Raw genomic sequence first — 23,855 nt, 5'->3', positions numbered from 1 at the left:
GCGACAAAGCAACAGGTACAGCGTTCCTCGACCCCGCCGGGTCACAGAATGCCGGACTATTCGGCCGTCAGAGCTGGAAAGCGCGCCACGACCGCCTTGACGATCGGCCCCATGCGCGTCCCCAGCGAGCCCTTGACCATGACGACGTCGCCGCCGCGGATCGCATCGAGCACGAGGGGCTCGAGCCCGCTCGCCTGCGCGGCATAAGCCCCTCTGAGGGTCGAAGGCAAGCTGTCATAGAGTTCGCGCATCAGTGGCCCGCAGGCGAAGACGGCATCGACGTGGTTGGTCAGGATCGCTTCGCCCAACCCCTTGTGCAAGGCGCCACCCGACGGCCCGAGTTCCAGCATGTCGCCTAGCACGGCGATCCTGCGACCGCGCCCGGCGATCGGGATGCGGCCAAGATTCTCGATCGCGGCGCGCATCGAGGCCGGGTTGCCGTTGTAGCTCTCATCGATCAGCGTGAAGGGCCCTCCCGGCCCTTCCAGCTTCTGCTGTGCGCCGCGCCCGGCCGGCGGCCGCAGATCGCCGAGCGCCAGTGCGGCCAGGGCGAGGTCGGCGCCCAACGCCTTGACGGCGGCGAGCACGGCGAGCGAGTTCAGCACGATGTGCTTGCCCGGGCTGCCCAGCCGATAGGTCACGGGCTGTCCCATCACGAGCGCTTCGACCGTCGAGACGTCGGATTTGAGGGCACATGAGATGAGCCGGACATCCGCGTCCGCGCTTTCGCCGAAGCGGATCACTTGGCCGGCCGGGCCCGCCTTGGCGATCCGCTCGAGCAGTTCGGCCTGCGGGATGTCGGCGTTGACGATCGCGGTGCCGCCCGGCTCGAGCTCCCAGAACACGCCGGCCTTCTCTTCCGCGATGCCTTCCAGCGATTCGAAGGCCGCGAGATGGACCGGCTGGATCGTCGTGATGATCGAGACCTGCGGGCGAACCAGCTTCGCCAACGGCAGGATCTCGCCGGGATGGTTCATCCCGATCTCATAGACCGCATAATCCACGTCGGCGGGGGTGCGGCAGAGCGTCAGCGGCACGCCCCAGTGGTTGTTGTAGGAGGCGACCGGCGCATGCGTCTTGCCCTGGCGCGACAGGACGAGCCGCAGCGCGTCCTTGGTCCCGGTCTTGCCGACAGAGCCGGTGACGGCGACGATGCCGGCCTTCAGTTCGGCGCGGCGTGCGCTGCCGGCCCGCTCCATCGCCTTGAGAACGTCGGGCACGATCGCGAGCGCGCCCTTGCCGGCGAACTGCGCCGCATGCGCCTCGTCGACGACCGCGAGAGCAGCCCCTTTCTCCAGCGCAGCGGCGACGAAGTCATGCCCGTTGCGGGCCTCTCCGGTGATCGCGAAGAAGGCGTCGCCCGGCTCCAAGGTGCGCGTGTCGATCGAGATGCCCGTCACAGCCGCGGGGACTGCCCCTTCAGCCCGCGCGCCGAGCGCAGCGATCAGTTGGTCTCCGCTCCAGAGAGGGGCGCTCATCCTGCGATCTCCGCAATTGCCGTCCGCACCACGTCTTGGTCGGAAAAGGGATAGGTTCGGTCGCCGATGATCTGGCCGGTTTCATGGCCCTTTCCGGCCACGACCAAAACATCCCCGGCACCGAGCATGCGCACCGCTGCCTTGATCGCCTCGGCACGGTCACCGATCTCGCGCAGGCGCGGCGATGCCGCCATCACCTGCGCCCGGATCGCGGCGGGGTCCTCGCTGCGCGGATTGTCGTCGGTCACGATGGCGATATCGGCCTTCTCGGCCGCGATGGCGCCCATCAGCGGGCGCTTGCCGGTGTCGCGATCGCCGCCGCAGCCGAAGACGCAGATCAAGCGCCCGGACGCATAGCCACGCAAGGTCGAGAGCACGGCGGCCAGCGCATCAGGCTTGTGGGCATAGTCGACCACGACGAGCCCCCCCTGGGCCTCGCCGACGCGCTCCAGCCGCCCCGCCACGCCGGTCAGCCCCGAGATTGCCCGCAGCGCGGCCTCCGCGTCCTCGCCCGTCGCCATGGCGAGGGCCGCGGCGACCAGCGCATTGCCGGCCATGAAATCCCCGATCAGCGGCAGCGAAACGACGAGTTCTCGCCCATCCAGAGCCACGGTGAGGCGCTGGGAGAAGCCTTCCCTCGTGCGCTCGATCAGGCGGATCGTCTCGCCCTTGCGGCCGATGCCGATCAGCGGATGGCCGGCGGCTGTCGCCGCCTGCGCGGCTTCCTCCGCAAACGGCTCGTCGCGGTTGATCACCACGGGAGCGCCCTTGGGCAGCAACTCCCAGAGCCGCATCTTGGCGGCGAGATAGTCGGCGACCGTCGGGTGATAGTCGAGATGGTCGCGGCCGAGATTGAGGAAGGCTCCCGCCTTCAGCCTGACGCCGTCGAGTCGGCGCTGGTCGAGGCCATGGGACGAAGCCTCCATGGCGAGATGCGTGACGCCCTCCCGGGCCAGCCTGTCGAGCGAGGCATGCAGCGACAGCGGGTCCGGTGTCGTCAGCGAACCGTAATCGGCCCCCTTCGCGGTCACGACGCCGATCGTGCCGAGGCTTGCCGCCTCATGCCCGAGAGTCTGGAAAATCTGGCGGGTGAAGTCGGCTACGGAGGATTTGCCGCTGGTGCCTGTGACGGCCACGATCGTGCCGGGCTGGCGCGGATGAACCTCGGCCGCCGCCCGCGACAGGGCAAGCCGCGGATCCGCGACCTGAGCGAAGGCGACGTTCGCGGCAAGGTCGGCCGGGCGCGCCTGTCCGGAAACCACGGCGACCGCACCCTTGGCGACGGCATCTGCGATGAAGCGAGCGCCATCCGCCTTGGCGCCGGCAAGCGCGACGAAGACCTCGCCAGGCTGGACCTTGCGGCTGTCGAAGGACACGCCGGTGATCGGGCGGGCCGCCACGGGTGCGAACAGGCCGGGGAAGAGCAGGTCGAGCGTCAGGGGGCGCGTGCTCATGCAGAAACCAGGGTCAAAAGCTCGTCCTCAATTCACCAAGACGCCGTCAGTCCGGGCGTAGCGAAGCGAAGGGCCGGAATCCATCATAAAGCGCCATGGCCTCCTATGACGGGATCCGGATCGGATGCGCTGATGCGGGTTGTACGGAATGGCGGCCGCTTGTGTCCTTCATGCGGCGCCCGGCAATCCTCAACGCGTCCCCCAGGCCCCCAGCCGCGCCATCAGCGGGAACGGCGCCACCGGCGGCTCGAAGCGCGGCGGCAGGCCCAGGATCGGCGCCGTGCGCTCGATCACCTTGCCGGTGGTGATGCCGGCGTTCCAGGCCGCGGTCGAGTAGCCGCCGCTCTCGGCATAGCCCTTGGGTTCGTCATAGATGGCGAGGAATAGGTATTTCGGCTTGTCTGACGGCGCGATCGCCGTGAACGTCGTGAAGTTCTTGTTCTTGGCGTAGCGCCCGTTGATGACCTTCTCGGCCGTGCCGGTCTTGCCGCCGACGAAGTAGCCCGCGATGTCGGCCTTGCGGGCCGAGCCCTTCTCGCCGTTCAGCCGCATGATGAAGCGCATTGCCTCCGAGGTCTCGGGCTTGATCACGCGGATGCCCAGGCGCTTCGCCTCTTCCTCCGAGCGCTTCAGGAAAGTCGGCGTGATCAGCGTGCCGCCATTGACCAGCGCGCCCACGGCCGCCATCGCCTGAAGCGGCGCCACGGCGAGACCATGGCCGAAGGCGATGGTCGCGGTGTTGATCTCGCCCCAGCGCTGCGGAACGATCGGGGCCGCGCTTTCCGGCAGCTCGGTCGTCATCCGGTCGAGCTGCATCATCTTGCGCAGGAAGGCTTTGTGGCCCTCGACGCCGACCGACAGCGCCATCTTGATCGAACCCATGTTCGACGAGTGCAGGAAGACCTCGGGCACGGTCAGGGTGCGGCCGGTGCCATGGTATTCCTTGATGACCTGCCGGCCGAAGCGCATCATGCCGCCGGCCGTCGAATAGCTCGAATTGATGTTGGCCTTGCCGGCGTCCAGCGCCATCGCGATGGTCAGCGCCTTGAAGGTCGAGCCCATCTCGTAGACGCCGACATTCATCCGGTTGATGCGGTCCTTCTCGAGCGCGTCGACGGGATTGCCGGGATCGAAATCGGGCAGCGAGACCAGCGCGATCATCTCTCCGGTGTTGACGTCCATGATCGCGCCTGCCGCCGCGATCGCCTTGTATTTCTCGATGCCCTTGGCCAGCTCGTCGCGTAGCGCATGCTGGACGCGCAGGTCGATCGACAGCGTCATCGGCTTGAGATCCGAAGCCTGGGTCGCGAGGCCGGCGCCGTTCAGGTCCTGCAGGCCTTGCGAGTCGATGTATTTCTCGATGCCGGCGATGCCGACATTGTCGACGTTGGCGAAGCCGAGGACATGGGCGGCAGCCGTGCCGTTCGGATAGACGCGCTTGTTCTCGGGCACGAAGCCGACGCCCGGGATGCCGAGCCGGTGAACTTCGGCCTGCTGGCGTGGGGTGATCTCGCGCTTGACCCAGACGAAACCCTTCTTTGTGCCGAGCTTGTCGCGCAGCTCCTTGGCGTCGAGGTCCGGCAGGACGGCCGTGAGCAGCTCCGTCGCCTCGTCCTTGTCGAGGATGTTGCGCGGCTCGGCGAAGACCGAGACCGTGCGGATATCGGTGGCGAGCACGTTGCCATGGCGGTCGACGATGTCGGGCCTCGCGGCCGAGATCGCGTTTGACGTCGCCCGGCGCAGGCCGACCTGTTCCGTCGGGAGCGTCGCCAGCATGACCAGACGGCCGGTGATGGCGAGGAAGAGCGCCGAAAAGCCGAGGATCACCAGGCCGACGCGCGGCTGGCTCTTCTCGCCGCTCATGCGGAAGACGTCGCGCAGCATGGCGAAGCGGCGGGCCCGCGGGGCGGCCTCGCCTTCGGCTGCGCTGTCCTGCGCCGCTGCCGCTTGTGCCTGGGCCTCGTTCATCGACGGCTTCATGGACGGCCTCCCGGCGTGGTCGCGCTCGCCTTGCGATCCTTGGGATCCTTGGGGGTCTCGGTCGGAATGCCGAGGCCCAGATCTTCGAGCTTGCGGCCGATCGCATCGACCTTCGGCCCGCGATTGGGGATGTCGGCGATCCGCACCACCTGCGACACCGAGAAGGGCTGGAGATCGAGATGGCGGTCGGCCAGCGCCTGCAGGCGATCGGGCCGGTTGAGGTATTGCCACTCCGCCTTCAGCACGGCGATGGCGTCGCGCTCGCGCTGGGCCTTCTTCCTGATCTTCTGGAGCTGCTCGGCCTCGAGCGTGGTCTCGTACTTGATCGTGTAGGCGTAGAGCGCCGAGGAGACGAGCGCACCGATGGCGATGACATGGAGCAGCTTGATCACGCTCAGGTCCTCCGGCGGGGCTGGGCTGCGGGAATGCCTGCGAGGGCGACGAGATCCGGATCGGCCGGACGTGCCGGGGCAGCATTGCGCTCCGCCGCCCTGAGCTTCGCCGGCCGCGCCCGCGAATTGCTCCGCATCTCCGCCTCGGAAGCCGTGACGGGGCCACGGCTGACGAGGCTGAAGGTCGGCTGCGCCACGGCGATGACCGGCGCATGGCGCGAGCCGGCGGGTGCCCGCCCCGAACGCTCGGCGAGGAACTGCTTGACGATGCGGTCTTCCAGCGAGTGGAAGGTCACGACGACGAGCCGCCCGCCGGGCGCGAGCACGGCCTCGGCCGCATGCAGGGCCGAAACCAGCTCGCCGAGCTCGTCATTGACCGCGATCCGCAGTGCCTGGAACACCCGCGTTGCCGGATGTGGACCGCCGGGCTCGGCCCAGACGATGCCCGCAACGAGATCGGCCAATTGCTTCGTCGTCGTCAGAGGCGCCTTGCGCCTGGCCTCGACCACAGCGCGGGCCACGGCCCGCGAACGACGCTCCTCGCCATAATGGTAGAAGATGTCGGCGAGCTGGCCTTCTTCCGCCTCGTTGACGAAGTCGGCGGCGCTTCGGCCCGTGCGGCCCATGCGCATGTCGAGCGGCCCGTCGAAACGGAATGAAAAGCCGCGCTCGGCCTGGTCGATCTGCATGGACGAAACGCCGATATCGAGCACCACGCCGTCGAGCGGCACCATCCGGAAGTGCTCGGCCTCGGTCGCCAGCTCGCCGAAGCGCGCCTGCGACAGCGTCAGGCGACCGGCCATCGCAGCGACGAGGCCAGCTCCGCCTGCGATCGCCGTCGGATCGCGGTCGAGCGCAAGCAGCGTCGCGCCGGGCGCGGCATCGAGGATCGCGCGGGAATAGCCACCGGCACCGAAGGTCCCGTCGAGATAGCGGCCGCCCGGCTTCGGCACGAGCGCGGCCAGAACCTCGGCCAGCAGCACGGGCACGTGCGCTGCCTCGGCCTCGCCGCCAGCGCCACCCTTCCGATCATCAGCCTTCGTCATGCGCCCGAGCTCCCGCCCGGAGCGAGCATCTGCGATCCGAACGCGCGCTTCACGTCGCGCAGCCTCGCCCGCGCCGCATCGAGATGCGCCCGGAACTGCTCGGGTTCCCAGATCTGGAATTTGTGACCATGCCCGACGAAGGTGACGGCATCGGTGATCCCCGTATGCGCCTTCAACGCCTCGCTCAGCATGATGCGCCCCTCCGGATCGACCTTCAACACCTCGGACGTGCCGTTCAGCGCCGTCGACAGCGACTCCCATTCCTCCGAAAAGGGCGAGAAGCGTGCGAGAATATCGTCGATGGTTCGACGCAGCGCATGTCCGCCGGCATCGAAGGCCGCCAGATCCAGCGCGGGATGAACGTAGAGCCCCTCGTAGCCGTCCTTCGCCAGCACGGCGCGAAAACTCGACGGGATCGAGACGCGCCCCTTGGCGTCCAGCCGATTGGTGAAATTCGAGACGAAGCGGTCCGTCAACGCCGCCTCCCGGCCTGCTCTCCACCCACCTGCCAGGCCACATCTCAGGCGGGGCCGAGGCCTCCCGTCGAAGCAGGCAAAGCGAGAGGGTCGACCGAAATCCGCGCGGCACACGGACCCTGATCTGACTGTCGCCTGCCGGTTTCGACGGGATGATTTGGGATAGCATGGGGCGTTATGGGCGTCAATGGAATCGGGCACGCGGGAGCATGCCTGCAAGAGCGTCGAAGCATCACAGCTCGTTAAGGTTAAGTATCCGTAACCGCGCGCAATTTCGGGGCAACAGGCGCAGATCAGCGCCCCGCGGCAAGCAAGCCACCGTCGTTTCCAGAGCAAATATTTTTTGGATGCTCAGTCCTGGCCGGCGGCTTTCAGCAGCGCAGCGCGCAGCGCCTCCAGGTCAGCCAGCAGCCGCCCGCCCGGCTGAACCGCCTCGCCGATGGCCTGCCCCATCGCCTCGGGCACGCAAGCCCCCTTCTCGCGCAATGCCTCGCCGGCCTCGGTCAGACGCAGCAGGACCTGCCGCTCATCTTCGCGGCTGCGCTCGCGGCGGATCAGGCCCGACGCCTCGAGACGCTTCAGCAGCGGCGTCAGCGTGCCGGAGTCGAGCGCCAGCCTTTCGCCCAAGGATTTCACCGACAGACCGTCGCCTTCCCACAGCACCAGCATCACCAGATACTGCGGATAGGTCAGCCCCAGATCGACGAGGATCGAGCGGTACATCCGCGTGAAGGCGTGCCCGGTTTGATAGACCGCGAAGCAGAGCTGCTCCTCCAACCGAGGCTCACGCCGCTCGGGAACTTTTTTCGCCGCCATCGCTTCCCTGTTCGCTCGCAGCCACATCGACCGCACCTGCCCCGACGGAAAACCAGAACCGGGGCAGCCGCGCAATCACCTCTCCGTGAACAATCGGATTTAGATCGTTGACAATTAGATTGTGCACGATCTAAATCATTCACGCAACCCCGGGGGCACGGCGGTCGCTCTCCGGATCATCCGGGACACTTGCCGCCCCCTTACCGAAGGAGCTTTCCGATGAAGATCCTCTACACTGCGCATGGCTCGGCCACTGGCGGCCGTGAAGGCAAGGCCGCCACCGACACCGGCAACATCTCGGTCGTCCTGAACACCCCCAAGGAACTCGGCGGCGGCGGCGGCGACGGCACCAACCCCGAGCAGCTCTTCTCCATGGGCTATTCGGCCTGCTTCCTCGGCGCGCTGAAATTCGTCGCCGGCAAGGAGAAGGTGAAGATCCCGGATGATGCGAAAGTCAGTGCCGATGTCGGCATCGGCCCGCGCGACGATGGCGGTGGTTTCGGCCTGGAGGTGAAGCTCACCATCTCGGTGCCGGGCGTCGACAAGGCCGTGGTCGAGGACCTCGTCCAGAAGGCCCACATCGTCTGCCCGTATTCTAACGCGACGCGCGGCAACATCCCGGTCGAGCTGAAGGTCGCTTGATCGCTTGAGCGTCCTTCAGGCAAGTGCGACCGCAAATTCGCTCCGGCGAGGCAGCTGGAGCGGCTTTCGAGAACCGGAGCGCAGCGGACATCAAGTCCGTGAGCACCGGAAGCGCAGAAAGTCGCTTCAGATGCCCGCCGGAGTAGAATTTGCAAGGTGCCAGCCGGCCTGTAAGCCGGGTTCTGGATGGCCGGAGGATCGCTCCCCCGACGTGACGGCCATTCCTCTGGGACGCGCATCGCTGCGCGCCTCGAGCAACCAACCCGGACGACAAGGCTCAGAAACAAGCCCCTCCCCGCTCGCGCGGGAAGCATCGTCCCTATTCGGTTTTGCTCCCGGTGGGGCTTGCCATGCCGTCCCCGTTGCCGGGTCCGCGGTGCGCTCTTACCGCACCTTTTCACCCTTACCGCGCGCCGAGGCGCACGGCGGTTCGATCTCTGTGGCGCTTTCCCTGGGGTCGCCCCCGCCGGACGTTATCCGGCACCGTGTTTCCGTGGAGCCCGGACTTTCCTCCCTCGCGAACGAGAGCGGCCGTCCGGCCGACTGGCGGCGGGGCTAGTGCGCGTTCCCAGGCGCCGCGTCAAGCCGAGGCGGCGCGAAAGCCTCAATTGCGCGCGGTGATCGTGCGAACCTTGGCGCAATAGGTGCGGTTGGCGCCGCTCATGCGCTCTGCCATGTGGCCGCTCTGGTACTTCATGATGGTGCGGCAGGTGTCGCCACCGGCGGCACGATAGGCCATCGCCAGATACTTCATGGCGTAACGCGCATTGGTCTCGGCATCGAGCAGCCCGCCGGCGCCGCCGGAATAGCCCATGCCACGCGCCGTCTGGTGGCGGATCTGCATCAGGCCGTAATTGCCGGCGTGCGAGGCGCGGGGATTGTAGCGGCTCTCGACCCGCACGATCGCATCGGCCAGCGAGAACGGTACGCCGTTGGCAGCGGCATGGCGCGCGACCAGCGCCCTCAGCCCGTCAGATCCCGCGGGTGCGGCGAGCGCGACAGGGCGTCCGGCCTTCGCATGGCCCGCGGCGGCGGTTGTCGAAGCGGCGGCCGCGGTACCGGCCCTGTCTGCACCGGCTTCGCCGGCCTCCTTCGCGCGTCGGATCTCCGCATCCCGGACGATGAGCGCACGGATGTCCGTCTCGTCATTCACCATGGCCGAGGTGGCCAGAGCCGGCTGCAGGGTTGCGAGGCAAATCGCGAGGGCGGCACCAGCGCCGCTGCAGATATATCGCATGATCGACTGAACCTTCCGTCTGGGAAATGGCTGGAAGCGACAGTCAATTGATCAGTAAATGTGACGAGAATCTGTCTCCGCCGTCGCGAAATCGGTCAGATTTTATTACATTGATTCGGATATACGATAACTTGCTTGCAAGTATTGCCCATGTAAATCGCAAATCAGCACGGCGTGCCGCGCCGGCGATCTGCGGTATTGACGCCGGCTTACGACTTTCGCCGCATTCTCGACGTATTTGCCTCTCCAATCAGAAAAGCGGACCGCTGCGACCGTGTCGGGCTGTCCTGCCCTGTCCCACGCCGCTATCATGTCAGCGCACTAGGCCCGGAGACGCCTGCACGATGGTTTCAACATTCTGGGGGGCGCTGGGCGGTGGCGGCCTCGGGCTGGCGCTGGGCGGCCCGCTCGGTGCGCTGGTCGGCGCCCTTGCCGGCCACATGCTCATCGACCGCGAAGGAGCCCCCTTCGGCCCGGCCTCGCGCGAGCTGATCTTCACCACCGGACTCGTGGCGCTCTCCGCCAAGATGGCGCGTTCCGATGGCGTCGTGACGCGCGACGAGGTCGCGGCGTTCGAGCGTATCGTCATCGTCCCGCCCGACCAGCATAAGCGCATCGAGATGCTGTTCGACCTCGCCAAGCAGACCAGCGCGGGCTTCGAGGCCTATGCCAGCCAGATCGCCGAGAGCTTCCGCGACGAGCCGGCCCTGCTCGAGGACGTGCTGGACGGGCTTTTCCTGATCGCCGCCGCCGATGGCGCGATCCACGAGGCGGAGCATGCCTATCTGCACGACGTCGCAGGCATCTTCGGCATCGGCGAGGCCGATTTCGCCAGGATCGAGGCGCGTCACGCCCGCCGGCCCGACGATCCGTATCTCGTGCTCGGCGCCAGCCGCGAGATGAGCGATGCAGAGCTGAAGCGCCTCTATCGCCAATTGGTCGCGGAGAACCACCCCGATCGCGAGATCGCGCGCGGCCTGCCGGAGGAGGCGGTGACGATCGCCACGAAGCGCCTGTCGGCCATCAACGCCGCATGGGACGCCATCGAGAAGGAGCGTGGCCTCGCCATCGGGCTCCCGGAGCCCGCATGAGTCCGACGAACACGCCCGACAGCCGCTTCGCGACGAAGGTCTTCCCCTCCCCCAATCACGGCGATCGCAAGTCCGGCAACGGCACGCCCGCCGAGCACGCACCCGCGCGCCGGCCGGACATGCTGATCCTGCACTACACCGGCATGCCCGATGCCGGCGAAGCCCTGCAATGGCTCTGCAACCCGGTCTCGCAGGTCTCTTCGCATTACTTCGTCTTCGAGAACGGCCATACGCTTCAGCTCGTTCCCGAAGGCCGTCGCGCCTGGCACGCAGGCGCCTCGCAATGGGCCGGCGAGACCGACATCAACTCCTGCTCGATCGGCATCGAGATCGCCAATCCCGGCCATCCGGGCGGCCTCCCCGATTTCCCGCCCGAGCAGATTGCCGCGACACTGAACCTCTGCCGCGACATCTGCGAGCGCTGGTCGATCCCGCCCGAGCGAGTCCTCGCCCATTCCGACGTCGCCCCGGGGCGCAAGATCGATCCGGGCGAGAAATTTCCCTGGCGCCATTTCGCCGAAGGTGGCGTCGGGCTCTGGAGCGAACCGGCGCCCATCCGCGGCGGCCGCTTCTTCGCGCGCGGCGACAGCGGACAGCCGGTCGAGGCGTTGCAGGCGATGTTCGCGATGCTGGGCTACGGCGTCACTGTCGATGGCATCTATGACGAGCGCCTTGAGGCGGTGGTCGCGGCCTTCCAGCGCCACTGGCGCCAGGACAAGGTCGACGGCGTCGCGGACGCCTCGACGATCACGACCCTGCGCGACCTGCTGGCGACGACGCAGAGGGCACGGACCGCCTGACACCCGCTCGTTGCGCGCGGGCGGTGGCGAGCCAGGCATCGTTCCGTCCGGCGCTATCGACGAAGCGCGAATGCGACGACGTAGTCGCCCTTCGCCGGCGTTGCCGAATGTCCGCCGGCGCTGATGATCACGAACTGCCTGCCGCTGGGGGACATGTAGGTCATCGGCGTGGTCTCCGCTCCAACCGGCAAGCGCCCCTTCCAGAGTTCGCGCCCCGTCCGGACGTCCAGCGCCCGGAGGTAGGAATCTTGCGACGCGGCGATGAAGACAACGCCGGACGAGGTGGTGATCGGCCCGCCGCGGCTGGGCATGCCGATCGGAATGGGCAAGCGCGTGGGGATGTCTCGCGGGCCGGTCTCCTCGATCGTGCCCAGCGGCATCGACCAGACCAGCTGTCGCGTGGCCAGATCGATGGCGTTGATCGTGCCATAGGGTGGCTCGTGGCAGGGAATCCGCAGCGGCGACAGGAACCGGTTCTGATCGGCCCCCCAGGGCGTGCCGCGCTGCGGGTTGCCGCCACCATGGCCGCCGCTGGCCGCGATCCTCGCATCGTATTCTGCGCGAGGGACGAGCCGGTGCATCATCGCGAAGCGGCTGTCATTGACGATGAGATACCCCAGGTTCTCTGCGATGGCGTTGGAGCCCCAATTGGCGCCACCGAACCATCCCGGATACTGAATGGTCCAGCGCTCGTTCGGCGGCGTGAACGTGCCTTCGTAGCGCGCCTGGCGGAAGCGGATGCGGCAAACCATCTGGTCCAGAGGGGTCAGCCCCCACATGCGCCGCTCGCTCAACGGCTCCGCCCCGAGAGCGGGCATGCCGATCGAGAAGGGCTGCGTAGCGGCAACCCGCTCGTCTGCGACGCCCCCCTGCGGCACCGGCCGATCCACGACCTCTGTTACGGATCGACCGTCGCGCCGGTCCAGCATGAAGATCTGTCCATGCTTGGTGGTCTGGATCAGCACCGGAATGGTACCGCCCTTGCCGTCCGGAACGTCGTAGAGCGCGGGCTGCGACGGTACGTCATAGTCCCAGAGATCGTGGCGGACAGTCTGGAAGCGCCAGCGCTCGCGGCCGGTGGCGATGTCCAGCGCCACCACCGAAGATGAATAGCGGTCATCCGCCTCCGTCCGGTGCCCACCCCAGAAATCCGGCGTCGCGTTGCCGGTGGGCAGGTAGACGAGGCCCAAAGCCTCGTCGAAGGCCGGCGTAGACCAGACATTCGGGGTGCCGGGCGTATAGCTCTTGCCCTCGGGCGGCAGGCCGGTGATGGCGGGATTCCCGAGATCCCAGGCCCAGACCAGCGCGCCCGTGCGCACGTCGAAGGCCCTGACGACCCCCGACGGCTCGCCCAGCTCCTGATCGTCCCAGACGAGGCCGCCGACGATGATGAGATCGCGCGTGACCGTTGGCGCCGCGGTCGGGAAGTAGAATTCGGGCCTGCTCCGCCCCATGCCGACACGCAGGCTGACGGTGCCGTTCTCCCCGAAGCCGCTGCAGCTGAGCCCCGTCAGCGCATCCACGGCAAGCAGGCGGGCATCGATCGTGGTTGCGATGATCCGACGCGTGCAGGCCGGCATCGCCTGCGAACTTTGCCCGTCGATCGGACCCGCTGCACGTTCGTCATGATAACCGACCCCGCGGCAGCGGGGGAAAACGCTCTCGCCGGTCTTCGGATCGAACACCCAGATCTGCTTTCCGGTTTCCGCGTCGAGCGCGAACAGGCGGCTCGACTGCGTGCAGCCGTAAAGGGCGCCATTCACGTAGAGCGGCGTGACGACATGCGCCTGATGGTCGTTTTTCGGGATCTCTCCGGTCCTGTAGGTCCAGGCGATCTCCAGGCCGGTCACATTGCCCGGCGTGATCTGGTCCAGCGGCGCATGACGCGTGCCGGACGGCGTGCGCCCCCAGTAGCGCCAGTCGCCGCCCTCGACCGCTCCCGTCGCTCGGCCGGGACGCGGTGCGGGCGCCGCATCCGCCGTCTGGGAGGGATGCGGCTGAAATGCCAGGTACAGCGTAGCCGCCAGGGCAACGACCAGAGCAGCCGCGGCACCATATGCGAGGCGCCATGGCGCGGGGTGCGCGCTACTGCGAAAGGCCGGCGCGAGCAACAGGACCGGGACGGCGAGCGCCGCCAGCATGACCAGGCGCGAGAACAGCGGCCAGAAGATTGGTCCCGCATCCCACAGCGACCAGACGATGGTCGCGGCAAAGACGATCATGTAGATCGCCGCCCCCGCAGGGTGCCGCCTGGCAATGAGAAAGCCCGCAGCCACGAGGCCGAGCCCCGCCGACGCAAAATACCAGGAGCCACCCAGCGTGGTCAGCTGGATCCCGCCGGCGAGCATGCAGAGGCCCGTGACGCCGACCACTGAGCCGACGGCGATGCATCCAACCGCTCTCAGCCCATCTGACAATGTCACGGAAATGACACCCCAGCCAGCGCCACAGGCCGTGAGCTTGACCGAGAGCGTCATGCGATGCAACGCCCGAAGGGTGGGATGGGCCGCAGCAGCGCGCGCTGCCGGCGAGCATTGTGCGGCTCTCGCTCGTCACGCGAACCACCCTCGATGCGCGCGCCGACCGCCGAACGACCGACTTATCCGCAACATTGCAATAAGTTAACTCGCTGCCCGCAACGGTTTCTGGCATGCTGCGGATGCTGACGCAGGCTGCCTCGCCTGCGCGAGGATGGGGATGACCTTTGCGCAAGTGGTTGATCGGATCTGGACTGGCGGCCCTCGTCTTGGCGGCCGGCTACTGGACGCTGCGCCCGGTTGGTGGTCCAGCCAATGACATGGCCTACCGCACCGCTCCGGTCGACCGCGGGCAGATCACCGCGGCGGTGCGCGCGACCGGCACGCTGACCCCCGTCACGACCGTCCTCGTTGGCTCGCAGCTCTCCGGCCAGATCGTCGAGATCCTGGCCGACTACAACTCGCAGGTGAAGGCGGGCCAGATCGTCGCGCGCCTGAACAGCGACCAGATCAAGACCCGCCGCGATGCCGCCCAGGCGGATGTCGCACAGGCGAAAGCGGATCTGGTCGTCAAGCGCGCCCAGCTCGACCGCGCCCGTTCAACCCGCGTGAAAGCCAATTCGACCGTCAAGGATCTCGAGGCGCAGCGCGACCGGACGGCAGCCCAGCTCGCCGACGCCAAGCGCACTTTCGAGCGCCAGAACGAACTCTTCAACCGCAGCGCCGGCTCACAGCAGACGCTCGACACGGCGCGTACGCAGGTCGAGATCCAGACGGCGACGCTCGCCTCCAGCGAGGCCCAGATCGCCTCGGCGAAGGCCGAACTCAACGGGCTCGATGCCGACATCCTGCTCGCCGAAGGACAGGTGCAGTCCGGCGAGGCGCTGATCGGCAGCCGCGAAGCCAAGCTCAACGACATCCTGATCGATCTTCAGCGCACCGACATCCGCTCGCCGGTCGATGGCGTCGTGGTGCAGCGCCAGATCGACCTGGGCCAGACTGTCGCGGCCTCGCTTTCGTCGCCGACCCTGTTCCAGATCGCGCAGGATCTGCGCGTGATCGACATTTACGCGAATATCGACGAGGCCGATGTCGGCCGGCTGAAACCGGGCCAGCCTACCAGCTTCACGGTCAACGCCTATCCGAACCGCAACTTCGAGGGTCGCGTCGAGATGGTGCGCCTCGGCGCCCAGACGATCCAGAACGTCGTCACCTATACCGGCGTGATCCGCGTCGAGAACGCCGACATGGCGCTGCTGCCGGGCATGACCGCCAATCTCCAGGTCGTCACCGAGGATCGCCGCGACGTGCTGCGCGTCGCCAATGCGGCGCTGCGCTTCCGTCCGGCCGGAGCCGCCGTCTCGACCGCCCCGGCGGCGCTTCCGCGCGCGACGCCCGGTCAGGGCCCAGGACAAGCTGGCAGTCAAGGCGGCCGCGGCGGCGCACAGGGGGCGGCCTTTCGCGAGCGCATCGATACCGAGCTACAGCCGACGCCCGAGCAGAAGCAGGCGATTGCAGCGGTCATGCAGGACGGTCGTGCCGGCTTCCGCGAGGCCATGGCCGGCCTCTCCGACGAAGAGCGCCGCGCCGCCTTCCGCAAGACCCGCACCGACATGATCACCAAGGTCGCGGCCGTGCTCGACCCGGAGCGCAAGGCCAAGTTCGAGGCGATGATGCGCGAAGGTCGCGTTGCCCCGGCACAGGGTACGCCCGGCCGTGTCTATGTCCTCGGCGACGACGGCCAGCCCAAGGCGGTCCCGGTGATGCTGGGGCCGACGGACGGCGCCTATACCGAGCTCGTCTCCGGCGATCTGAAGGATGGCCAGGCCGTCATCACCGGCGGCGGCCCTCGTGCTGCCACCTCCACGGCACCGGCGGGCGGACCGCCGGTCCGCGGCCCGCGGCTGTTCTGATGGCGGTGCGCGGTCACGGTCCGCGCCAGCGTTCCGTCGCGGCACGCGGCAGTTTAGCGGGAATAAAAGGGGGGAGCGCGCCATGCCTCTGATCGAAGCCCGCGACCTGTCCCGCGTCTATGATCTCGATTCCGGTCGCGTCACCGCGCTCGACCATGTCTCACTCGATATCGAGGCCGGCGAGCTCGTCGCCGTGATGGGCCCGTCCGGCTCGGGCAAATCGACCTTCATGAACCTGGTCGGCTGCCTCGACCGGCCGACCGGCGGGCACTATCGGCTCGACGGGGTCTCGGTCGAGACGCTCGATGGCGATGGCCTCGCCGAACTGCGCAACCGCAAGCTCGGCTTCGTCTTCCAGCAGTTCAACTTGCTGCCGCGTGTCGATGCCTGCGCCAATGTCGAACTGCCGATGGTCTATGCAGGGGCCGACCGCAAGCACCGGCGCGAGCGGGCACTCGCCGCGCTCGGCCGCGTCGGCCTCGCCGAGCGCGCCCATCACCGCCCGATGCAGCTCTCCGGCGGCCAGCAGCAGCGCGTCGCCATTGCCCGCGCGCTCGTCAACGAGCCGCAGCTGCTGCTTGCCGACGAGCCGACCGGCGCGCTCGACAGCCGGACCGCGCTCGAGATCCTCGCGCTCTTCCAGGACCTCAACCGCGACGGCGTCACCGTCGTGCTCGTCACCCATGACGCCGAGGTCGCGCGCCATGCCCGTCGGGTCATCCGCTTTCGCGACGGCAAGCTCCTGAGCGATAAGCGCCAGGCCCCCGCCGATGCCCGCATGGCACTCGCCGCGATCGACGCCGGCGCCCAGCAGCCCGAGCCCGCCGCGGAGGACGCAGCATGAGCATCTTGGAGGCGATCCGCTCCGCTCTCTCGGCCATCGGCGCAAACGCGCTGCGCTCGGCCCTGACCATGCTCGGCATCATCATCGGCGTCGCGGCCGTCATCGCCATGGTCGCGATCGGCTCCGGCGCGCGCGCAAGGGTGACCTCGCAGATCAAGTCGCTCGGCGCAAACCTCGCCATCATCCAGTCCGGCAACGTCACGCAAGGGGGCGTGCGGCTCGGCGCGGGCGCGTCTTCCACCCTAACGGACGAGGATGCAGTTGCGATCGCAAAGGAGTTGGACGACGTCGTCGCCGCGGCGCCCGTTCTCGTCACCCGCGCCCAGGCCGTCTATGCCGGCACCAACTGGTCGACGCAGATCACCGCGACGGACCTCGATTTCTTCACGGCGCGGGAATGGGACGTAGCCGAGGGCCGGCTGTTCGAACCGGAAGAGCTGCGCCGCGGCGAGATCGTCGCCATCATCGGCCAGACCGTGGCCAGGAATCTTTTCGGCGAGCAGAATCCGATCGACCAGCTGTTCCGCATCCGCAATGTCCCGTTCAAGGTCATCGGCGTGATGGCCTCCAAGGGGCAGTCGGCGCTCGGCCAGGACCAGGACGACGTCATTTTCGTGCCGCTCGACACCGGCCGGCGCCGTATCGTCGGCCGCAACTATGCCCGCGACCGCTCGGTCCAGACGATCATGGTCAAGTTCGCCAGCGAGGATGCCATCGCCCCCGGCATCGAGCAGACCAGCGCCCTCCTGCGCCAGCGCCACCGCCTGATGGCCGACCAGGACGACGATTTCATCGTCCGCAACCTGACCGAGATCGCGAACACCGCGACCCAGGCGGCGACCACGCTGTCCTGGCTGCTGGCAGCGGTCGCCGGTGTCTCGCTGCTGGTCGGCGGTATCGGCATCATGAACATCATGCTGGTCTCGGTGACCGAGCGCACGCGCGAGATCGGCCTGCGGCTGGCGGTGGGCGCAAGGCAGCGCGACGTGCTGGCACAGTTCCTGATCGAGGCGACGACACTGGCCACCATCGGCGGCGCGGTCGGCATCGCTCTCGGCATCGGCGCGGCGCTCACGATTGCGCGAGTGGCCGGCTGGCCATCCGTTGTCTCGATCGAGACAATTCTGATCGCTGTCGGCGTGTCCGGCATGATCGGCATCTTTTTCGGCTTCTACCCCGCAAGGCAGGCCGCGAGGCTCGACCCGATCGAGGCGTTGAGGCGGGAGTGACAGGAGCCGCCCGCGCGAGGTCGGCAAGGATCGCTTAACGGATCGCTCATAGCCTCGGCTCTAGAGGTCGAAACCGCTCTCGCCGGGGACCATGCCTTGAGCCCGACGCCAAGCTCAACTCTCGTCGCCGGCCGCCTCTACGATCAGGCGGCCCTCGCACCGGGTGGCGCCTGGGCCTGCGATCTTTCCAATCAGACACTGTCCTGGACGAACGAGGTCTACGACCTTTTCGGCCTTCCGCGCGGCTCCAAGCTGCAGCGCGCCGCGACGCTCGACATCTATCAGAGCCAAAGCCGGAGCGAGATGGAGAAGCGGCGTGCGGCTGCCATCCAGACAGGAAAGGGCTTTGCCCTCGATTGCCAGCTTCGGGTCGGCGGCCAGAGCCGCTGGATGCGCCTGCGCGTCGGCGTGAACCATGAGCATGGGCGTCCTGTCCGCATTTTCGGCTCCAAGCAGGACATCACTGCCGAAAAGAGGATGTGGGACGGGCTCGTGACGCTCGCCGGCAACGACCCGCTGACCGGGCTCGCCAACCGCCGTGCCTTCGAGACGGCGGCCCGCGAACTCAGCCGCCATGCCGACGGCTCGCATGGCTTTGCGCTGGCCGTGCTCTGCATCGATGATTTCGCGGCGCTCCGCGAAGAGCATGACCATGCTGGCGCGCATGAATGCCTGCGCTGCCTTGGCGAACGGCTCGCGCGGCTGTTCCCGGACGCCGTCCTGGTGTCACGCATCGGCGGCTGCGAATTCGCGCTGCTGCTGCGTGTTCCGGGCGGACACGCCGGCCTGGCCGCGACGCTTGAAGGGGCGCATCGACTGCTCGCCCGCCCGGTGCCGCGTGACGCGATGCCCATAGAGATCGGCGTCACGATCGGCGCGGCCATCCTGAAACCGGCTCATCGGCACGAACCGAAGACCCTGTTCGCCGAGGCCGACGCGGCGCTCTATGTCGCCAAGGCGGCGGGCAACAACCGCGTCCGGGTGTTCGACGGCATGGTCGCGAAGCCTGTGATGGCGTCGGCACTCGTGGGCTGATGCCAAGGCCGCAACCCTGTTCGGATCGCGGCCCGCCAGCAACACAGCGAGAAACTTAAGGCACTCAGCCCTTCACGCTTTTCACGACATCGGCCACATTCCGGCCGAAGGCTTCCGCCGTCTTCAAGTCGCCAGAGACCATCTCGTCGACGCCGGCATCGGACGGCGACGTCACGAGCAGGCCGAGATAACCACCGAGGTGGTTGAGATCATCGCGGCCATGGGCCTTGGCGTTGGACGGGTGCATGCCCGTGCCGGTCCACAGCATCTTGTGCTGGGCGGCCAGCGTCGCGAGATAGGCGATCGTCGAGCCCTTGTCGCCGTTCAGCGTCGCTGAATTGGTGAATCCGGCTGCGACCTTGCCCTTCCAGTCCATCGTGTACCAGGGCTTGCTGGAGGCATCCGCGAACTTTTTGAACTGCCAGGAGACCATGCCCATATAGGTCGGCGCGCCAAAGATGATGCCATCGGCCGCCTTGAGCGTTTCCCAGCCCGCCTCCGGAAGATTGCCGTCGGCATCGATCGCGACGAGATCGACGATGGCGCCGGCCGACGCGGCACCGGCCTTGACAGTCTCGGCGACCTTCTTGGTGTGGCCATAGCCGGAGTGGAACACGATGGCGATCTTGGTCATGGGCAAGCCTCTGTGGAAGTGAATCCGTGGGGTGCCACCAAGATGTTGCAGCGCAACGACGGCTTCAATGCCGACGCCGTTGCAGCGGCGCAGCCTCGCCATGGCGTTGCCGCAAGGAAGTCCTTCAGAGCGACCGAACGAAGACGACCTGCCCGCCGAGGTCGTAGCCCATGTCGCGCCAGCCATGCCGGCGATAGAAGCGCTCGGCGCGCGTTCCCCCCCCGGTATTGAGATGCGCCTGCGAGTGTCCGGCGGCCTTGAGCCTCGCCAGAGTCTCGTCGAGGAGCGCGCGACCATGGCCGCGGCCCTCATGGCCGGGATCGATGAAGAGCGCCCAGACCAATCCGCTCAGGTGATTGCCGCAGGCGAAGCCGACGACCTCGTTGTCCTCCTCGGCGACGAGGAAGATCGCCTGCTCGCGATACCAGGCAACCTCCTCGTCGGTCACCTTCGACGGATCGGAGAGCACGTTCTCCTTCACGCCCATCCGGATCGCATGAATGCGCGGTTGGTCGGCAACCGTCGCCTTGCGGATTGTCACTCCGCTGCTTCCAGTCGATAGGCCGACGGCTCGTAGTTGAGGATCGGGGCGAGCCAGCGTTCGACCTCGTGGATCGGCATGCCCTTGCGCGCCGCGTAATCCTCGACCTGATCGCGCTCGACCTTGGCGACGCCGAAGTAATAGGCGTCGGGGTGCGAGAGATAGAGGCCGGAAACCGAGGATCCCGGCCACATCGCGAAGCTCTCCGTCAGCTTGACGCCGACGCGGCGCTCCGCCTCGAGCAACGAGAACAGCGTCGCCTTCTCGGTATGGTCAGGCTGGGCCGGATAGCCCGGCGCCGGACGGATGCCCTGATATTCCTCGCGGATCAGCTCGTCGTTCGAGAAGGACTCGTCGGGCGCATAGCCCCAGTATTCCTTGCGCACAAGCTGGTGCATGCGCTCGGCGAAGGCTTCCGCGAAGCGATCTGCCAAAGCCTTGACCATGATCGAGCGATAGTCGTCGTTATCCCGCGCGAACTTCTCCGAGATCCGCTCCTCTTCCGCGCCGGCCGTGACCACGAAAGCGCCGATGTAATCCGGCGCCACGCCCTCCGGCGCGACAAAATCGGCAATGTTCATGTTGGGCTTGCCGTCACGCTTCGATAGCTGCTGGCGCAGCCCATGGAAGGTGGCGAGCGTCTCGGAGCGGCTCTCGCCGGTGTAGAGACGGATGTCGTCGCCGACCTGATTGGCCGGCCAGAAGCCGATCACCGCCTTCGGATTGAACCAGCGCTCCTCGACGATGCGCTTCAGCATCACCTGCGCGTCGTCCCAGAGCGCGCGCGCCGCCTCGCCCTGCTTCTCGTCCTCCAGGATCGCCGGGAAGCGGCCCTTCAGCTCCCAGGTCTGGAAGAATGGCGTCCAGTCGATCACCGGCACGAGATCCGCGAGATCATAGGTCCGGAAGGTCCGGGTGCCCAAGAAGCTCGGCTTCGGCGGCTGGTATCCCGCCCAGTCAGGCTTGAAGGCGTTGGCGCGCGCCTTCTCGATCGGGAGGCGCTGCTTGTCGGCCTCGGAGCGGCGATGGGCGGCTGCGACCTTGGCGTACTCGCCCCTGACGCCCTCGACATAGGGCCCCTTCTGCTCGCTGGAGAGCAGGCTGGAGACGACGCCGACGGCGCGCGAGGCGTCGTTCACATGCACGGCCTGGCCGCGCTCATAGCTCGGATGAATCTTCACCGCGGTGTGGACGCGGCTCGTCGTCGCTCCGCCGATCAGCAGCGGAATGTCGAAGCCCTCGCGCTCCATCTCGGTCGCAACCGTGACCATCTCGTCGAGAGAGGGGGTGATGAGGCCCGACAGCCCGATGATGTCGACCTTCTCCTTGCGCGCCGTGTCGAGGATCTTCTGCGTCGGCACCATCACGCCGAGGTCGATCACCTCGTAATTGTTGCACTGGAGCACGACGCCGACGATGTTCTTGCCGATGTCGTGGACATCGCCCTTCACCGTCGCCATCAGCACCTTGCCGGCAGCGGCGCGCTCGGAGCCGCCGTTGAGGCGCTTCTCCTCCTCCATGAACGGCATGAGATAGCCAACCGCCTGCTTCATCACGCGGGCCGACTTCACCACCTGCGGCAGGAACATCTTGCCGGCGCCGAACAGGTCGCCGACCACGTTCATGCCGGCCATCAGCGGCCCTTCGATGACGTGCAGCGGCTTCTCGGCCTTCTGCCGCGCCTCCTCGGTGTCTGCGTCGATGAAGGCGGTGATGCCGTTGACCAGCGCATGTTCGAGCCGCTTCTCGACTGGCAGTTCCCGCCAGGCGAGATCCTTGCCGGATACGGCGACCGAGCCATCGCCCTTGAAGCGCGGCGCCGCGTCGAGCAAGCGCTCGGTCGAGTCCTTGCGGCGGTTGAGGACGACATCCTCGCAGAGTTCGCGCAGCTCCGGGTCGAGATCGTCATAGGAGCCGAGCTGGCCCGCATTGACGATGCCCATGTCCATGCCGACCTTGATGGCGTGGTACAGGAAGACCGAGTGCATCGCCTCGCGGACCTTCTCGTTGCCGCGGAACGAGAAGGACAGGTTCGAGACGCCGCCCGAGATATGCGCATGTGGCAGCGTCTCGCGGATCGTCTTGGCCGCCTCGATGAAATCATTGCCGTAGTTGTCGTGCTCCTCGATACCCGTCGCCACCGCGAAGACGTTCGGGTCGAAGATGATGTCCTCCGGCGGGAAGCCGATCTCTTCGGTCAGGAGCTTGTAGGCGCGGGAGCAGATCTCGATCTTGCGCTCATAGGTGTCGGCCTGGCCCTTCTCGTCGAAGGCCATCACGACGACGGCCGCGCCGTAGTCGCGGCAGATCCGGGCATGTTCGAGGAAGGCCGCCTCGCCCTCCTTCATGGAGATCGAATTGACGATCGGCTTGCCCTGGATCGTCTTCAGCCCCGCCTCGATGACATGGAACTTGGACGAGTCCACCATGATCGGCACGCGGGAGATGTCCGGCTCAGAGGCGATCAGGTTGCAGAACTCGGTCATCGCCTTCTCGGAATCGAGCAGGCCCTCATCCATGTTGATGTCGATGACCTGCGCGCCATTGGCGACCTGGTCGCGCGCCACGTCGAGCGCCGCCGCATAGTCGCCATTGGTGATCAGCTTGCGGAACTTGGCCGAGCCGGTGACATTCGTCCGCTCGCCGACGTTCACGAAGGGGATGGTCTCGTCGAGCGTGAAGGGCTCCAGCCCCGCCAGCCGCAGATAGGGCTTGATCGCCGGCACGGAACGCGGCGCCTTGCCGGCCACGGCCTTGGCGATGGCTTCGATATGGCCGGGCGTCGTGCCGCAGCATCCACCGACGACATTGACGAGCCCGGCATCGGCGAATTCGGCGAGCATCGCCGCCGTCGCCTCGGGGCTCTCGTCGTAAAGGCCGAACTCGTTCGGCAGGCCGGCGTTCGGATAAGCGCAGATCAGCGTGTCGGCGACGCGCGAAAGATCCTTGATATGGGCGCGCATCTCGCGGGCACCGAGCGCGCAGTTGAGCCCGATGGTCAGTGGCGCGGCATGGCGCACCGCATTCCAGAAGGCTTCCGTGGTCTGCCCGGAGAGCGTCCGGCCGGAGAGGTCGGTGATCGTGCCGGAGATCATCACCGGGAGGCGGATGCCCCGCTCGCGGAAGACCTGCTCGGTCGCGACGATCGCGGCCTTGGCGTTGAGCGTATCGAAGATCGTCTCGATCAGGATGATCTCGGAGCCGCCATCGATCAGTCCCTGCACCTGCTCGGCATAGGAATCACGCACCTGGTCGAAGGTCACCGCCCGGTAGCCGGGATTGTTGACGTCGGGCGAGATCGAGAGCGTGCGGTTGGTCGGGCCGATCGCGCCGGCGACATAGCGGCGGCGGCCGTCCTCCTTCTGCGCGATCGCGGCCGCCTCGCGGGCGACGCGCGAAGCTTCCACGTTCAGCTCATAGGCCAATGCCTCCATGCCGTAGTCGGCCTGGGCGATCTGGGTCGAGGAGAAGGTATTGGTCTCGACGATGTCCGCGCCGGCCCGGAAGTAAGCCAGGTGGATGTCACGGATCGCTTCGGGCTGGGTCAGAACCAGAAGGTCGTTGTTGCCCTTCAGGTCGTGGTTCCAGCCCTTGAAGCGCTCGGCCCGGAAATCGGCCTCCGAGAACTTCTGGTTCTGGATCTGGGTGCCCATCGCGCCGTCGAGCACGAGGATGCGCTCGGAAGCGGACTGGCGCAGCGCGCGCTCGATCTCGGCGCCGTCGACGGGGGTGGGGGTGAAGTCGGTCATCGTTACGCTTTCATCGAACCC

The 23,855-nt window shown here is 67.1% G+C and carries 19 protein-coding genes and 1 other RNA gene; 7 read left to right on the top strand and 13 right to left on the bottom strand.

What is annotated here, in order from left to right; translation table 11 throughout:
* Positions 1-56 precede the first annotated feature (56 nt).
* The 7 genes from VGN82_RS24000 to VGN82_RS23970 all read right to left on the bottom strand — a co-directional run bounded on the left by VGN82_RS24000 (position 57) and on the right by VGN82_RS23970 (position 7,642).
* Entirely contained in the window at positions 57-1,478 is a 1,422-nt protein-coding gene (locus tag VGN82_RS24000; RefSeq protein WP_327529593.1) for a UDP-N-acetylmuramoylalanyl-D-glutamyl-2,6-diaminopimelate--D-alanyl-D-alanine ligase, read from the bottom strand.
* Positions 1,475-2,932, bottom strand: coding sequence for a UDP-N-acetylmuramoyl-L-alanyl-D-glutamate--2,6-diaminopimelate ligase (locus tag VGN82_RS23995; RefSeq protein WP_327529592.1), 1,458 nt, complete (start codon positions 2,930-2,932; stop codon positions 1,475-1,477). Before VGN82_RS23995 ends, VGN82_RS24000 begins: the two co-directional genes overlap by 4 nt.
* Before the next feature lie 189 nt (positions 2,933-3,121).
* Positions 3,122-4,912, bottom strand: coding sequence for a peptidoglycan D,D-transpeptidase FtsI family protein (locus VGN82_RS23990; RefSeq protein ID WP_327529591.1), 1,791 nt, complete (start codon positions 4,910-4,912; stop codon positions 3,122-3,124).
* Entirely contained in the window at positions 4,909-5,304 is a 396-nt protein-coding gene (gene ftsL / locus VGN82_RS23985; RefSeq protein WP_327529590.1) for a cell division protein FtsL, read from the bottom strand. The genes VGN82_RS23990 and ftsL overlap by 4 nt, the downstream gene beginning before the upstream one ends.
* Positions 5,305-5,306: 2 nt before the next feature.
* Positions 5,307-6,350: a 16S rRNA (cytosine(1402)-N(4))-methyltransferase RsmH gene (gene rsmH, locus VGN82_RS23980; RefSeq protein ID WP_327529589.1), complete on the bottom strand. Its 1,044-nt coding sequence runs from the start codon at positions 6,348-6,350 to the stop codon at positions 5,307-5,309.
* A complete protein-coding gene (locus VGN82_RS23975) occupies positions 6,347-6,826 on the bottom strand; it encodes a division/cell wall cluster transcriptional repressor MraZ (RefSeq protein WP_327529588.1) in 480 nt (159 codons plus the stop codon). Before VGN82_RS23975 ends, rsmH begins: the two co-directional genes overlap by 4 nt.
* A 351-nt stretch (positions 6,827-7,177) precedes the next feature.
* A complete protein-coding gene (locus tag VGN82_RS23970; RefSeq protein WP_327529941.1) occupies positions 7,178-7,642 on the bottom strand; it encodes a MarR family winged helix-turn-helix transcriptional regulator in 465 nt (154 codons plus the stop codon).
* 219 nt (positions 7,643-7,861) lie between these two features.
* Here VGN82_RS23970 and VGN82_RS23965 point away from each other — a divergent pair, with 219 nt between their 5' ends.
* A complete protein-coding gene (locus VGN82_RS23965; protein WP_327529587.1) occupies positions 7,862-8,284 on the top strand; it encodes an organic hydroperoxide resistance protein in 423 nt (140 codons plus the stop codon).
* A 155-nt stretch (positions 8,285-8,439) separates the two neighbouring features.
* Here VGN82_RS23965 and rnpB read toward each other — a convergent pair.
* An RNA gene (rnpB, locus tag VGN82_RS23960) (RNase P RNA component class A) lies at positions 8,440-8,831 on the bottom strand.
* Positions 8,832-8,888: 57 nt separating this feature from the next.
* Entirely contained in the window at positions 8,889-9,521 is a 633-nt protein-coding gene (locus tag VGN82_RS23955; protein WP_327529586.1) for a transglycosylase SLT domain-containing protein, read from the bottom strand.
* Positions 9,522-9,865: 344 nt separating this feature from the next.
* Between VGN82_RS23955 and VGN82_RS23950 the strand changes: the two genes are divergently transcribed.
* Together VGN82_RS23950 and VGN82_RS23945 are read left to right on the top strand one after the other, a co-directional pair.
* Entirely contained in the window at positions 9,866-10,612 is a 747-nt protein-coding gene (locus tag VGN82_RS23950; RefSeq protein ID WP_327529585.1) for a TerB family tellurite resistance protein, read from the top strand.
* Positions 10,609-11,412 carry a peptidoglycan recognition protein family protein gene (locus tag VGN82_RS23945; protein WP_327529584.1) on the top strand — a complete coding sequence of 268 codons (804 nt, stop codon included), beginning with the start codon at positions 10,609-10,611 and terminating at the stop codon, positions 11,410-11,412. Before VGN82_RS23950 ends, VGN82_RS23945 begins: the two co-directional genes overlap by 4 nt.
* Positions 11,413-11,465: 53 nt before the next feature.
* Here the strand turns inward: VGN82_RS23945 and VGN82_RS23940 are convergent, their stop codons facing one another.
* On the bottom strand, positions 11,466-13,889 hold the full coding sequence (locus VGN82_RS23940; protein ID WP_327529583.1) for a membrane-bound PQQ-dependent dehydrogenase, glucose/quinate/shikimate family: 2,424 nt from the start codon (positions 13,887-13,889) through the stop codon (positions 11,466-11,468).
* Between the two features lie 227 nt (positions 13,890-14,116).
* Here VGN82_RS23940 and VGN82_RS23935 point away from each other — a divergent pair, with 227 nt between their 5' ends.
* The 4 genes from VGN82_RS23935 (at position 14,117) to VGN82_RS23920 (ending at position 18,910) form a co-directional block, all read left to right on the top strand.
* Positions 14,117-15,802 (top strand): efflux RND transporter periplasmic adaptor subunit, encoded by a 1,686-nt coding sequence (locus VGN82_RS23935; RefSeq protein ID WP_327529582.1) that lies wholly within the window; start codon positions 14,117-14,119, stop codon positions 15,800-15,802.
* A gap of 82 nt (positions 15,803-15,884) precedes the next feature.
* Positions 15,885-16,646: an ABC transporter ATP-binding protein gene (locus VGN82_RS23930; protein WP_327529581.1), complete on the top strand. Its 762-nt coding sequence runs from the start codon at positions 15,885-15,887 to the stop codon at positions 16,644-16,646.
* Complete coding sequence (locus tag VGN82_RS23925) at positions 16,643-17,875, top strand: ABC transporter permease (RefSeq protein ID WP_327529580.1); 1,233 nt, start codon at positions 16,643-16,645, stop codon at positions 17,873-17,875. Before VGN82_RS23930 ends, VGN82_RS23925 begins: the two co-directional genes overlap by 4 nt.
* 96 nt (positions 17,876-17,971) lie before the next feature.
* Entirely contained in the window at positions 17,972-18,910 is a 939-nt protein-coding gene (locus VGN82_RS23920; RefSeq protein ID WP_327529579.1) for a sensor domain-containing diguanylate cyclase, read from the top strand.
* 64 nt (positions 18,911-18,974) lie between these two features.
* On the opposite strand, the gene VGN82_RS23915 is transcribed toward VGN82_RS23920, so the two are convergent.
* From VGN82_RS23915 to metH, 3 genes are all read right to left on the bottom strand, one after another.
* Positions 18,975-19,544: a flavodoxin family protein gene (locus VGN82_RS23915; RefSeq protein WP_327529578.1), complete on the bottom strand. Its 570-nt coding sequence runs from the start codon at positions 19,542-19,544 to the stop codon at positions 18,975-18,977.
* Between the two features lie 124 nt (positions 19,545-19,668).
* Entirely contained in the window at positions 19,669-20,085 is a 417-nt protein-coding gene (locus VGN82_RS23910) for a GNAT family N-acetyltransferase (protein ID WP_327529577.1), read from the bottom strand.
* Positions 20,082-23,834 (bottom strand): methionine synthase, encoded by a 3,753-nt coding sequence (metH, locus tag VGN82_RS23905; RefSeq protein WP_327529576.1) that lies wholly within the window; start codon positions 23,832-23,834, stop codon positions 20,082-20,084. Before metH ends, VGN82_RS23910 begins: the two co-directional genes overlap by 4 nt.
* Positions 23,835-23,855: the final 21 nt, after the last annotated feature.

It is taken from the genome of Allobosea sp., assembly GCF_035999205.1.
Taxonomy (GTDB): domain Bacteria; phylum Pseudomonadota; class Alphaproteobacteria; order Rhizobiales; family Beijerinckiaceae; genus Allobosea.
Note: the sequence above shows the minus strand (reverse complement) of the source record. Positions and strands in the feature narration are given on the sequence as shown.

Coding starts and splice junctions, on each gene's coding strand:
- VGN82_RS23965 (WP_327529587.1), top strand. CDS start 7,862: ATGAAGATCCTCTACACTGCGCATGGCTCGGCCACTGGCGGCCGTGAA.
- VGN82_RS23970 (WP_327529941.1), bottom strand. CDS start 7,642: ATGGCGGCGAAAAAAGTTCCCGAGCGGCGTGAGCCTCGGTTGGAGGAG.
- VGN82_RS23925 (WP_327529580.1), top strand. CDS start 16,643: ATGAGCATCTTGGAGGCGATCCGCTCCGCTCTCTCGGCCATCGGCGCA.
- VGN82_RS23930 (WP_327529581.1), top strand. CDS start 15,885: ATGCCTCTGATCGAAGCCCGCGACCTGTCCCGCGTCTATGATCTCGAT.
- VGN82_RS23945 (WP_327529584.1), top strand. CDS start 10,609: ATGAGTCCGACGAACACGCCCGACAGCCGCTTCGCGACGAAGGTCTTC.
- VGN82_RS23950 (WP_327529585.1), top strand. CDS start 9,866: ATGGTTTCAACATTCTGGGGGGCGCTGGGCGGTGGCGGCCTCGGGCTG.
- rsmH (WP_327529589.1), bottom strand. CDS start 6,350: ATGACGAAGGCTGATGATCGGAAGGGTGGCGCTGGCGGCGAGGCCGAG.
- VGN82_RS23995 (WP_327529592.1), bottom strand. CDS start 2,932: ATGAGCACGCGCCCCCTGACGCTCGACCTGCTCTTCCCCGGCCTGTTC.
- VGN82_RS23940 (WP_327529583.1), bottom strand. CDS start 13,889: ATGACGCTCTCGGTCAAGCTCACGGCCTGTGGCGCTGGCTGGGGTGTC.
- VGN82_RS23990 (WP_327529591.1), bottom strand. CDS start 4,912: ATGAAGCCGTCGATGAACGAGGCCCAGGCACAAGCGGCAGCGGCGCAG.
- VGN82_RS24000 (WP_327529593.1), bottom strand. CDS start 1,478: ATGAGCGCCCCTCTCTGGAGCGGAGACCAACTGATCGCTGCGCTCGGC.
- VGN82_RS23915 (WP_327529578.1), bottom strand. CDS start 19,544: ATGACCAAGATCGCCATCGTGTTCCACTCCGGCTATGGCCACACCAAG.
- VGN82_RS23955 (WP_327529586.1), bottom strand. CDS start 9,521: ATGCGATATATCTGCAGCGGCGCTGGTGCCGCCCTCGCGATTTGCCTC.
- metH (WP_327529576.1), bottom strand. CDS start 23,834: ATGACCGACTTCACCCCCACCCCCGTCGACGGCGCCGAGATCGAGCGC.